Source organism: Sanguibacter sp. TS_SC_8 (assembly GCF_055361235.1).
Genome location: NZ_CM143955.1, coordinates 1,486,959 through 1,498,464 on the forward strand (window position 1 = coordinate 1,486,959; position 11,506 = coordinate 1,498,464).

Sequence of the window (11,506 nt, forward strand, 5' to 3'; positions counted from 1 at the left end):
CCTTTTCCGGCAGACTGCAGTCATGTCTGACGCGACGGGTGACCACGCACTGATCGGCGACGCCGGAGGTCCCTCCGGCGTCGCCGATCTTGTCGGTGCCCTCAGCGCGCTGCGCCGCGAGATCGACGCGGTCGCCCTGCCGCTGGAGACCGTGACCGCCGCGGCGGCCCGCCACGAGCGCGAGCACGCCCTCGACCAGCTCGACGACTACCTGCTGCCCCGCCTGCAGGCCGACTCCGCACCGCTGCTCGTCGTCGTCGGCGGCTCGACCGGTGCGGGCAAGTCGACCCTGGTGAACTCGATCCTCGGGCAGCACGTGACCACCCCCGGCGCGCTGCGCCCCACCACCCGGTCCCCGGTCCTCGTGCACCACCCGCTCGACGGGCAGTGGTTCACCTCCGACCGGGTCTTCCCCCACCTGGCCCGTGAGGTCCCGCCCGCGGCTGTCCCGTCGCCCAGCTCTCTCTCGGTCCCCAGCCGCACAGCTCCTCCGGTGCCGGCAGCCCCCACAGCCCTCACAGCCCCCACAGCCCCCACAGCCGCCGGTGACCGCCCCCGGGACGGCGACCCCCGGTCGCTGCGGCTCGTGCCCACCGACGTCCTGCCCCGCGGCCTGGCGCTGCTCGACGCCCCCGACGTCGACTCGGTCGTCGCCGGGAACCGCGAGCTCGCCGCGCAGCTGCTCGCCGCAGCCGACCTCTGGCTCTTCGTCACCACCGCCGCCCGCTACGCCGACGCCGTCCCCTGGGAGCTGCTCAGCGCCGGCGCCGCCCGGCACGCCCAGGTCGCCCTCGTCATCGACCGGGTCGACCCGGGGGCGGAGGTGGTCGCCGACCACCTGCGCCAGATGCTCGCCGACCACGGACTGGCCGGCGCCCCGGTGTTCCTGCTCCGCGAGTCGATCCTCGTGGACGGCATGCTCCCGGTGGCCGAGGTGGCCCCGGTCTCCCGCTGGCTCACCGCGATGGGCAGCGACGACGGTGCCCGCGACGCGGTCATCACAGCCACCCGGGACGGTGCCATCGACGATCTCACCGCGCGGGCCATGTCGCTGGCCGACGCGAGCGACGCGCAGGCGCTGGCCGACGCGGCCCTGCGCCGGTCAGTCGCCGAGGCCTACGCCGCCGCTGCCGGCGAGGTGCGGCAGGCGACGTCGGACGGGTCGATGCTGCGCGGGGAGGTGCTGTCCCGGTGGCAGGACTTCGTCGGCACCGGGGACTTCATGCGAGGTGTCGAGCAGAAGTTCGGCGTGCTGCGAGACCGGGTGGCGGGCTACCTCCGGGGCCGTCCCGCCGTCGCACCCAAGGTCAACGCCGCGATCAGCCACAGCCTCGAGGCGATCGTCTTCGACGCCGCCGACCGCGGGTCCGAGCGGGCCTTCCTCCGGTGGCGGGCCGACCCGGCCGGGGCAGGGCTGCTCGACGGGCTGGTCCTGTCCCGAGCCTCGGCTGACCTGCGCAGCGAGCTCGCGGGGCAGGTCCGCGCCTGGCAGGGGGACGTCCTCGCCCTCGTCGCCGACCGCGGCGCCGGCAAGCGCGGGCAGGCCAGGACGCTGGCCATCGGGGTCAACGGGATCGGCGCGGCGCTCATGGTCGTGGTGTTCGCCTCGACCGGTGGGCTGACCGGGGCCGAGGTGGGGATCGCCGGCGGGTCGGCGGTGCTCGCGCAGCGGCTGCTCGAGGCGGTCTTCGGCGACGAGGCCGTCCGGTCCCTGGCCCGCACCGCACAGGAGCTCCTGGACACCCGCGTGAGCACCGTGCTGACCGCACAGGCCGCGCGGTTCACCACGATCCTGGACGCGCTGGTCCCCGACGACCGGGCCGGGACCCTGCGCAGCGGGCCGACGCTGCGCGCCGCCGCGCAGGAGGTCGAGCGGGCCGCGGCCCGCGAGCGGGCCGCCCGCACGCCCCACGGGCGAACCCACCCCACGCACGTCCCGCTGACCCAGAGTGCCTTCCCCACCGGCACCGACCACACCGAGACCGACCGGGTGCGGACCGGGCGGCTGCGGGGGGCCGACCAGCCGATCGTGATGGATCCCTACGCCCCGGTCCCACCCCCCGCACCCCCGCGCGTGCGGGCCCGCTGGTGGCGCAGGAAGGCCCAGCCGGGCGCAGCCCCGGCGTCCCCCGGGGGCGACGCGTGAGGGCCTTCGCGACCGCCACCCACCGCCGCGGCGAGATGCTCACGATGCGCGTCCACGCCCTGGAGAGCGCCCTCGACGCCGGACGGGACTGGCTCAGCCCGGCGATCGTGGAGCGCGGCGACCAGGTGGTCCAGCGGGCCAACGCGCGGCTCGCCCACTCGATCGACCACACGGTCGTCGCCCTCGCCGGGTCGACCGGCTCGGGGAAGTCGACCATCATCAACGCCCTGGCCGGGCAGGAGATCTCCCGCCCCGGCATCCTGCGCCCCACCACCTCCCGTCCCGTCGCAGCCGTGTGGGACGTCGAGGACGGCCACCACCGTGAGGTGGGTCTGCTGCTCGACTGGCTCGAGGTCGGCCAGCGCAGCTACCTCGAACCGAGCGGGGACAACCGCGGCCTGGTCCTGCTCGACCTCCCCGATCACGACTCCGTCGTCGTCGAGCACCGGGTTCGCGCCGAGCGCCTGCTCGAGCGCGCCGACCTGCTCGTGTGGGTCATGGACCCGCAGAAGTACGCCGACGCCGCGCTGCACGAGCGCTACCTGCGGCGCCTGAGCGGCCACGTGGGCGTCGTCGTGCTCGTGCTCAACCAGATCGACCGGCTCACCCCGCAGGACCAGGAGCAGTGCCTGGCCGACCTGCGCCGGCTCGCGGTCGCCGACGGACTGGCCGGGGTGAGCGTCCTGGGCCTCTCCGCGGTCACCGGCCAGGGCATGGGAGAGCTGCACGAGCTCATGACGCAGGCGGCCGCCGAGCGCGCCGCAGCGACCGACCGGCTGCTCGCGGACGTGCGGGGCGCCGCCGCCCTGATCCAGACGGAGTGCGGTCCCTCCCGCGAGAGCCGGGTCGGGGACACCGCACGCCGCGAGCTGCTCGATGCCCTCGCCGCCGCCGCGCGCACCGACGTCGTGGTCGAGGCCGTGCGCGGCTCGGCCCTGCACCGCGCTCGTGCGGCGACCGGGTGGCCGGTGACCCGCTGGGTCGGGCGCCTGCGCGCCGACCCGCTGCGCCGCCTCAACCTGCACCGCAAGGCCGCGCGCGCCGATCTTGCCCGCACCTCGCTGCCGACCGTGGACGCCGCGATGACCGCGCGCACCCACACCGCTGTGCGTGGCTACGTCGACGCGGCCTCAGCGGGTGCACCGGCGGGGTGGGTGGTCTTCGCGCGGACCGCGGTCCATGACGAGGGGCTGCCGGACGCCCTCGACCAGGCGGTCGCCCGGACCGAGCTCGACGCCGAGCACCGGCCCTGGTGGTGGGCTCTCGCCTCGTTCGTCCAGTGGGTGTTCTTCGGGGTCCTCCTCGCCGGGCTGGGCTGGCTCGGGGTGCTCGCGATCCTCGCGTTCATCCAGCTGCCGGTCCCTGCCTCCCCAGACGTCGGAGGGTTCCCGATCCCGACCCTCATGGTCGTGGGCGGGTTCGTGGCGGGCGTGGGCCTCGCGCTCGTCACCCGTCTGATGGCCTACGTCGACGCCAACCGGGCGGCGCGTCGGGCAGCCCGCCGGCTGCGCACCCAGATCTCCGTCGTGGCGGGCACGGCGGTGATCGAGCCGGTCGAGGCGCGGCGCCGGCTGCTCGACGAGGCCCGGGCCGCGGCAGCGCTCGCCGGTCGGTAGGAGCCCCCGACCACGCCTCTGGCGGCACTACGGTGAGACCATGACCCGCCTCAATGTCCCCGTCAGCCTCCGGTGGTCCGATCTGGACGCCTACGGCCATGTGAACAACGTCGAGATGTTCCGTCTCCTGGAAGAAGCCCGGATCACGGTGTTCTGGCGCCACCGTGAGGGGGACCCGGAGCTGGTGTGGCCCACAGCGGTGCTCGACTCCGGCCCCCAGGCGAGCTCGCACACCTTCGTCGCCCGCCAGGAGATCGAATACCTTCGCCCGCTCGGGTTCACCCGGGACCCGATCACGGTGCAGATGTGGATCGGGCACCTCGGTGGCGCAAGCCTGGAGGTCTGCTACGAGGTGTTCGACGAGGACGGGACCGACGGGCGCAGCGGGCCGGCACGCGCGGGGACGCCCTATGCGCGCGCCTCGACGACCATCGTGGTCGTCGAGGCCGCCACCGGGAGACCGCGCCGCATCACCGCGGCGGAGCGGGAGGCGTGGGAGCCGTACCTGGAGGCGCCGGCGGTGCTCCGCCGGCGGTCTCCTCAGGCCTGAGGCACCCGGACCATGCCCTCCTGGGCCATGCTCGCCACGAGGGTGCCGTCCTGGGCGAAGACCCGCGCCGACCCGAGACCACGACCGCCCTGCGCGGACGGGGAGGCCTGGACGTAGAGCAGCCACTCGTCCACCCGGACGTCGCGGTGCCACCACATCGCGTGGTCGAGGCTCGCGACGCTCAGCCCCGGGGTCATCCAGCTGTGCCCGTCGGCACGCAGCACGGGCTCGAGCATGATCTGGTCGCAGGCGTAGACGAGCAGCGCGCGGTGCAGCAGCTGGTCGTCGGGCACCGCGCCCCGCGACCGCATCCATACCGCCTGGTGGGCGGCCGACTCGGCGGCGGCCCCCAGGTAGAGCGCACCCTCGACATGACGCACGTCGAAGGCGCTCTGCCGGGACCAGAAGTCCGCGACCGGATGGTCGATGGCCCCGAGCAGGTCCTGGGCGGAGAGCACGTCCTCGGGCGGGGGGACCTGCGGCATCGTCGAGGAGTGCTCGAATCCCTCCTGGTCCTCCTGGAAGGAGGCGATCATCGACAGGATCGCCTTGCCGCCCTGGTAGGCGTGCGTGCGTCGGGCACTGAAGGACCGCCCGTCACGCAGCCTCTCGACGGCGAAGTCGACGGGCTGGTGGATGTCCCCGGCCCGCAGGAAGTACCCGTGCAGCGAGTGCGGCAGACGCCCACGATCGACTGTCGACCCGGCCGCGAGCAGCGCCTGGGCGAGCACCTGACCACCGTAGACACGCCCGTTGGGCTGGTGCATGCTCGCCCCGGAGTACACGTCCTCACCGGTCTCGGCGCCGTGATACTCGAGCTGGAGCACCGTGAGCAGGTGCCCGAGCGGGTCGCGGGAGATCGCGGTCTGGTCGGGGGGCCCCCCGACCTCCCCCGCGCCGGTCGTGTCCTGGTCGCTCACGGGCTCTCCTACTCGTCGAAGGTGTTGATCATGGAGTGGGCGGCGCGCTCCAGGTAGTCCCACAGCGTGGCCTCGTGCAGGGGAGCCAGGTCGATCGCGGTCACTGCCACGCGCATGTGCGCGAGCCAGCGGTCCCGGGCGTCGGGATTGACCTTGAACGACCCGTGGCGCATCCGCAGGCGGGGGTGACCTCGGGTGTCGGAGTACGTCGTCGGGCCGCCCCAGTACTGCTCGAGGAAGAGCAGGAAGCGTTCCTTGGCGGGGCCGAGGTCCGCCTCGGGGTACATCGGGCGCAGCACCTCGTCCTGGGCGACGCCGTCGTAGAAGACGTCGATGAGCTTGACGAAGGTCGCGTGCCCGCCGACGAGCTCGTAGAAGGAGTCCGCGCGCGGGGAGGAGGTTTCTGTCACAGGTCCACTATCCCAAACAAACACGCGCCCCAGGCCGTCGGCAGGCGGTGCTCTGTCTCACAGCCCCAGCTCGACGAGCACCGGCAGCCGGGACCGCACGAGGGCACGGGCGTCGGCGGCGGTCTCCGCGGTCAGCGCGAGCTGGGCGACCTGCTGGCACACGGCCAGGTCCACCTCGGCCAGGACGGCGGCGACGTCAGCCAGGGCGCGCGGGGTCATCGACAACGAGGAGACCCCCAGCCCCACCAGCACGACGGCGAGCACGGGGTTGGAGGCGGCCTCCCCGCACACGCCGACCGGGCGACCCTGCTGGGCGCCGCCCGCGCAGGTCGCGGCGATGAGCTGGAGCACGGCCGGCTGCCACGGGTCGGAGAGCTCGGCGAGGGAACCGAGGAGTCGGTCGGCAGCCATGGCGTACTGGGTGAGGTCGTTCGTGCCGATCGAGGCGAACTTCGCCCGGGCGAGGATCGGCCCGGCGAGCAGGGCGGCGCTGGGGACCTCGACCATCACCCCGGCGACGTCGAGCCCGTGCGCCGCGCAGGCGGCGACGAAGGCCTCGGTCTCGGGCACCGTCGAGACCATCGGCGCCATGACCCAGACGTCGGCCTCCTCGGCCGCGGCGGCGCGAGCGATCGCCTCGAGCTGGTCGGTGAGCAGTTCGGGGGAGCGGGTGGCCGTGCGCAGACCGCGCACGCCGAGAGCGGGGTTGCGCTCGTCGTCGGCGGTGAGGAAGCGCAGCGGCTTGTCGGCCCCGGAGTCGAGGGTGCGGATGACGACCTTGTGCCTGGGGAACTCGGTGAAGACCCGGCGGTAGGCCACCACCTGCTCCTCGATGGTGGGCGGGAGATCGCGGTCGAGGAAGCAGAACTCCGAGCGGAACAGACCCACGCCCTCGGCGCCGGCGCGGGCGGCGGGGGCCGCCTCACCCGGGTCGCCGATGTTGGCGAGCAGCTGGACGGGGTGGCCGTCCCTGGTCCGGCCCGGGCCGGTGACGGTCCGGGCGCGGGCGGCCAGGGCCGTGACAGCCTCGAGCTGCTCCGGGGTCGGGTCGAGGGTGACCACCCCGGTCGACCCGTTGACCAGAGCGATCGCCCCGTCGGTGAGCAGCGCGTGCGCGCCGGCGGCGGCGACCACGGCGGGGATCCCCTTGGCGTTGGCGACGATCGCGGTGTGGGAGGTGGGCCCGGCGCCGTCGGTGACGATCGCGATGACCTTCGCCGGGTCGAGGGAGGCGGTGACGGAGGGGGCGAGGTCCAGGGCGACCAGCACGAAGGGGGTGTCGCAGCTCGGCAGGCCCGGGCGCGGTCGGCCGGTGAGCGCGGCGACCAGCCGGTCCCGGATGTCGACGATGTCGGCGACGCGCTCGGCGAAGTACCCGCCCAGGGCCCGGAACTGGTCGGCGACCTCCTCGGCCGCCTCCCACACGGCACGCTCGGGGACGAGGTGGTCCTCGATCACACGACGCTGCGCGTCGGCGACGAGGGTGGGGTCCGCGGCGATCGCGGAGGTGGCCTCGAGCACGTCCTTCGCCTCACCCGTGGCGCGCGAGGCGGCGGCGTCGAGGTCGGCGGTCACCCGAGCGCTGGCGTCGAGGATCGCGGCCGCGCGGGTGGTGTGGTTCTCCCGCGGGGACAGCCGAAGGCCCGCAGCCGGCTCGGCGATCGGCTCGGGCATGTGGACGACGGGGCCGGCGACGAGCCCGGGGCAGACTCCGATCCCAGCGACGGTGCGGGGAGTGGGGGGAGTGGGAGTGGGATGAGTGGGCGTGGTCATAAGGACCTCCTGTTCAGCATGCTCCCAGGAAGTCTCGCAGTAATTGCGGGCGCGGGCGACTACTCTAGGACCTAGTACCCGATTCACAGTTCTCCAGACCAGGAGTTTTACTCTATGAGCAAGGCACAGCAGATCCTCGCCGCACTCGGAGGGCAGGCCAACGTCGTCGACCTCGAGCCCTGCATCACCCGTCTGCGCGTCGAGGTGACCAACCCGGACCTCGTCAACGAGGCCGGGCTCAAGGCGACCGGAGCGTTCGGAGTCGTCCGCTCCGGCCGGGTCGTCCAGGTCATCGTCGGTCCTGAGGCCGACAACCTCGCAGCAGAGCTCGACGCCCTGCGCTGATCTGAGTCCGCCGCGTGCCTGATGCGACGAACGACCGCGACCATGCTCGCCCCGTGGGTCCCTCCACGGAGCTGAGCATGGTCGCTCCTCTGTCTGGCCGCGTGGTCGCCCTCGCCGACGTGCCCGACCCGGTCTTCGCCCAGGAGATCGTGGGCCCCGGGCTGGCCATCGAGCCGCTGCCCGCCCCCGCCCCCGGCGAGCCGCTCCCGCCCGTGTCCGACGGCGTCGTCGTCGCGCCGGTCGCGGGGACCGTCGCCTCGCTCTTCCCGCACGCCTTCGCGCTCCAGACCGCCGGCGGGCGCACGGTCCTGGTGCACCTGGGCATCGACACCGTCACCCTCAAGGGCGCGGGCTTCGACGTGCTGGTCGCCGCGGGCGACCAGGTCGTCGTCGGGCAGCATCTGCTCAGCTGGGACCCGGTCGCGGTCGCGGCGGCCGGCCTCGCCACGGTGTGCCCGGTGATCGCGCTGCAGGGCGACCCGGTGCACCTCGACGTGCTCGTGCGGGCCGGAGACGTCGTGCTGGCCGGGGACCCGGTGCTGCGCTGGCGCGCCGCGCCGTAGTGACCGGCCGCTACTTCGCGAGCTCGACGCCCGCGGCCTCGAGCTCGACCCGCACCGCTTCCCGCAGCGCCCGCGCGACGTCCCACTGCATGGCCGGGTCGGTCTTGACCTGGACCTTGAGCAGGATCGCGTCCGCGGCGAGCGACTCGATGCCGATGACCTCGGGCTCCTCCTGCAGGTAGCTGGACAGGACCGGGTCGTCCTTGACCTTCGCGGCGGCGCGCGCCAGGACGGCGCGGGCGCGCGCCAGGTCGGTGCTGGTGGCCAGGGCGACGTCGACGACGGCCCGGGACCATCCCTGCGTGCGGTTGCCCACCCGCAGGATCTCCCCGTTGCGGACGTACCACAGCGTCCCCGTCTCGTCCCGGATCTTGGTGATCCGCAGCGCCACGGCCTCGACCGTCCCGGTGACGTCCCCCAGGGTGATCGTGTCCCCGACCCCGTACTGGTCCTCGAGGAGCAGGAAGGTGCCGGACAAGAAGTCGCGGACCAGGCTCTGGGCACCGAAGCCGAGGGCCACCCCCACGACACCGGCCGAGGCGAGGAGCGGGGCGATGTTCATGCCCACCTCGTCGAGCATCATGAGGAGCACTATCGAGCCGATCACCAGCGTCGCGGTCGAGCGTGCCACCGACCCGATCGTGCGGGCGCGCTGCGCCCGCCGGGCGCTGGCGAGCGGGGTGGTGCGGATCAGCGCGGCACCGACGTTCGTCTCACCGAGCCCGCGCAGGCCCCGGCGGTTCATCAACGTGCCGTCGGCCAGGTGATCGGTCGCGGACGTGATGAGCCGGCGCAGCAGCACCAGGAGGAGGGTGCCGACGAGCGCGACGAGCAGCAGGCGCAGCGGTGTCCCGGTGAACCAGGTCACCCAGGACTCGGCGCTGGAGGAGTCGATGTCGTCGGGCACGAGGTCTACGGAGTACATGGTCGAAGGTTACCCAGCGAACGCAGATCACAGTCCCAGGTTTCGGCGCGCCGGTGCCTGCGGCTGCTCGATGTCCCACACTCTGGCAGGATTCTCTCGTGGACCATGCTGAGCACTCAAACCCGTCACCTGCACTGATCGACCTTGCACGGGCCTATGGGGTGTCTCCAGACCACTACGGCTTCCACGGAGAGCCGCGTACCGCCTCGACCGGGACCCTCACCGCCGTGCTCGCCGCGCTCGGCGTGGACGCGAGCACCCCCGAACGGATCGACGTCGCGCTGGCCAGCATGGTGGACGGGCCGTGGCGCCGGATGCTCCCGGCCACCCTCGTGCTGCGTGAGGGGCAGTCCCAGAAGTTCCCGGTGCACGTCACCGACGGCATGCCGGTCGAGGTGTGGATCGAGCTCGAAGGGCACGCCGGTCGCATCGACCTGGGGCAGATCGACCTGTACACCGAGCCGCGGACCGTCGACGGACGCACCATCGGACGGGCCATGTTCGAGATCCCCCGGACGCTCCCGCTGGGCTGGCACGAGGTGCGGGCGGCCACCCCGGACGGTCAGTCCCGGGCGACGCTCGCCGTCACCCCGGCCCGCCTCGAGGTCCCGGCCGCGCTCGCCGGACGCCAGTCCTGGGGCCTCATGGCCCAGCTGTACTCGGTCCGGTCGCGGCAGTCGTGGGGGGTGGGCGACTTCGCCGACCTCGCCGACCTGGGGTGGATCGGCGGCAAGGCCCTGGGTGCGGACTTCCTGCTCATCAACCCGGTCGCGGCCGCGGAGCCGACGACGCCGATGACCCCCTCGCCGTACCTGCCGGTCAGCCGGCGCTTCATCAACCCCCTCTACCTGCGCGTGGAGGACATCCGCGAGACGGCGTACCTCTCGGCCGCCGACCGCTCGATCGTGGAGTGGTCCGCCGAGGGGGTGCGCGAGCTGAGCACCGACCCGGGGCCGATCGACCGCGACGCGTCCTGGGACGCGAAGAAGGCCGCCCTGCGGGTCGTGTTCGAGGCCCCGCGGTCCGCGGCCCGCCAGACCGCCTTCGAAGCCTTCCGCGTCTCGCAGGGCCGCGGCCTGGAGGACTTCGCGACCTGGTGCGCCTTCACCGAGCACCTCGCGGGCACGCCGTGGCCGCCCGCCCTGAGCGACCCGGGGTCCGAGGAGGTCGCCGCGCTGCGCGGCGAGCTCACCCACCAGGTCGACTTCCACTGCTGGCTGCAGTGGGTCGCCGACGTCCAGCTCGAGCAGGCTCAACGCTCCGCCCTCGAGGGCGGCATGGCGATCGGGATCATGCACGACCTCGCCGTAGGTGTGCACCCCGAAGGTGCCGACGCGTGGGCGCTCGCCGGCGTCCTGGCTCAGGGGATCGGCGTCGGCGCCCCCCCGGACATGTACAACCAGCAGGGACAGAACTGGTCCCAGCCGCCGTGGCACCCCGAGGAGCTCGCCCGGACCGGGTACGCCGCCTACCGCGACCTGCTGCGCACCGTGCTGCGCCATGCCGGTGCCCTGCGCATCGACCACATCATCGGGCTGTTCCGGCTCTGGTGGATCCCGGAGGGCAACGGTGCCGACGAGGGCGTCTACGTGCGCTACGACCACGAGGCCCTCATCGGGATCCTGTGCTTGGAGGCCCACCGCGCGGGTGCCGTGGTCATCGGCGAGGACCTCGGCGTGTTCGAGCCCTGGGTCCGTGACTACCTCACCGACCGGGGGATCCTGGGCACCTCGATCCTGTGGTTCGAGCAGGACGGCGACGGTCGTCCGCTCGCTCCCGAGCACTACCGTGCGCTGTCCCTGACGACCGTGACCACCCACGACCTGCCCCCGTCGGCCGGGTACCTCGCCGGCGAGCACGTCGAGCTCCGGGAGCGGTTGGGTCTGCTCACCGAGCCGGTCCAGCTCGTGCGCCAGCAGGCCCGGCGCGAGCGGGACCAGATGATCCTCGCGCTGGCCACCCGTGGGCTGATCGGCGACGACCCGTCCGAGCGTGAGCTCGTCGAGGCGCTGCACCGCTACATCATGGGCACGCCCGCGGTGCTGCTCGGCGTCTCGCTCGCGGACGCGGTCGGGGAGCGCCGGGCGCAGAACCAGCCCGGCACCGACCGGGAGTACCCGAACTGGAAGGTCCCGCTCGGGGACTCCAGCGGCAACGTGGTGCTCATCGAGGACCTGCTCGACAACGCCCGGCTGCGATCCCTGGCCGCCGTGATGAACGAGGACGGCCCACCCGCCTGACGCGGTGCCTGACGGGGG

General features: G+C 73.4%; 10 protein-coding genes. 6 read left to right on the top strand and 4 right to left on the bottom strand.

The features are described from left to right. Positions 1–22: 22 nt before the first annotated feature. From ACWA15_RS06725 to ACWA15_RS06735, 3 genes are read left to right on the top strand one after another with little or no spacing between them, the layout of a single operon-like run. On the top strand, positions 23–2,146 hold the full coding sequence (locus ACWA15_RS06725; RefSeq protein ID WP_464058751.1) for a GTPase domain-containing protein: 2,124 nt from the start codon (positions 23–25) through the stop codon (positions 2,144–2,146). Next, complete coding sequence (locus ACWA15_RS06730) at positions 2,143–3,762, top strand: GTPase (protein WP_464058753.1); 1,620 nt, start codon at positions 2,143–2,145, stop codon at positions 3,760–3,762. Before ACWA15_RS06725 ends, ACWA15_RS06730 begins: the two co-directional genes overlap by 4 nt. Before the next feature lie 40 nt (positions 3,763–3,802). Beyond that, positions 3,803–4,312 carry an acyl-CoA thioesterase gene (locus ACWA15_RS06735; RefSeq protein WP_464058755.1) on the top strand — a complete coding sequence of 170 codons (510 nt, stop codon included), beginning with the start codon at positions 3,803–3,805 and terminating at the stop codon, positions 4,310–4,312. On the opposite strand, the gene ACWA15_RS06740 is transcribed toward ACWA15_RS06735, so the two are convergent. Genes ACWA15_RS06740 through ptsP form a run of 3 tightly spaced genes read right to left on the bottom strand, consistent with a single transcriptional unit; the run spans position 4,303 to position 7,415 of the window. Next, on the bottom strand, positions 4,303–5,232 hold the full coding sequence (locus ACWA15_RS06740; protein WP_464058756.1) for an acyl-CoA thioesterase: 930 nt from the start codon (positions 5,230–5,232) through the stop codon (positions 4,303–4,305). The genes ACWA15_RS06735 and ACWA15_RS06740 overlap by 10 nt on opposite strands. An 8-nt stretch (positions 5,233–5,240) precedes the next feature. Continuing rightward, a complete protein-coding gene (locus ACWA15_RS06745) occupies positions 5,241–5,642 on the bottom strand; it encodes a globin (protein ID WP_464058757.1) in 402 nt (133 codons plus the stop codon). 57 nt (positions 5,643–5,699) lie between these two features. Continuing rightward, entirely contained in the window at positions 5,700–7,415 is a 1,716-nt protein-coding gene (gene ptsP, locus ACWA15_RS06750) for a phosphoenolpyruvate--protein phosphotransferase (protein WP_464058758.1), read from the bottom strand. Positions 7,416–7,529: 114 nt separating this feature from the next. Here ptsP and ACWA15_RS06755 point away from each other — a divergent pair, with 114 nt between their 5' ends. Both ACWA15_RS06755 and ACWA15_RS06760 read left to right on the top strand, forming a co-directional pair. Then, entirely contained in the window at positions 7,530–7,760 is a 231-nt protein-coding gene (locus ACWA15_RS06755; protein ID WP_464058759.1) for a glucose PTS transporter subunit EIIB, read from the top strand. A gap of 77 nt (positions 7,761–7,837) precedes the next feature. After that, positions 7,838–8,323, top strand: a complete 486-nt coding sequence (locus ACWA15_RS06760; RefSeq protein ID WP_464058760.1) for a PTS sugar transporter subunit IIA — start codon at positions 7,838–7,840, stop codon at positions 8,321–8,323. Positions 8,324–8,333: 10 nt separating this feature from the next. Here ACWA15_RS06760 and ACWA15_RS06765 read toward each other — a convergent pair whose 3' ends face one another. Beyond that, the gene (locus ACWA15_RS06765) at positions 8,334–9,248 is read right to left on the bottom strand and encodes a mechanosensitive ion channel family protein (RefSeq protein ID WP_464058761.1); all 915 of its coding nucleotides are present in this window, start codon (positions 9,246–9,248) and stop codon (positions 8,334–8,336) included. A gap of 161 nt (positions 9,249–9,409) precedes the next feature. Between ACWA15_RS06765 and malQ the strand changes: the two genes are divergently transcribed. After that, positions 9,410–11,488, top strand: a complete 2,079-nt coding sequence (gene malQ / locus ACWA15_RS06770; protein ID WP_464058762.1) for a 4-alpha-glucanotransferase — start codon at positions 9,410–9,412, stop codon at positions 11,486–11,488. Positions 11,489–11,506 lie beyond the last annotated feature (18 nt).

What these genes read in the sequence shown, in the direction of transcription:
- ACWA15_RS06760 (WP_464058760.1), top strand. Translation starts at nt 7,838, where the DNA reads ATGGTCGCTCCTCTGTCTGGCCGCGTGGTCGCCCTCGCCGACGTGCCC.
- ptsP (WP_464058758.1), bottom strand. Translation starts at nt 7,415, where the DNA reads ATGACCACGCCCACTCATCCCACTCCCACTCCCCCCACTCCCCGCACC.
- ACWA15_RS06725 (WP_464058751.1), top strand. Translation starts at nt 23, where the DNA reads ATGTCTGACGCGACGGGTGACCACGCACTGATCGGCGACGCCGGAGGT.
- ACWA15_RS06765 (WP_464058761.1), bottom strand. Translation starts at nt 9,248, where the DNA reads ATGTACTCCGTAGACCTCGTGCCCGACGACATCGACTCCTCCAGCGCC.
- ACWA15_RS06755 (WP_464058759.1), top strand. Translation starts at nt 7,530, where the DNA reads ATGAGCAAGGCACAGCAGATCCTCGCCGCACTCGGAGGGCAGGCCAAC.
- ACWA15_RS06735 (WP_464058755.1), top strand. Translation starts at nt 3,803, where the DNA reads ATGACCCGCCTCAATGTCCCCGTCAGCCTCCGGTGGTCCGATCTGGAC.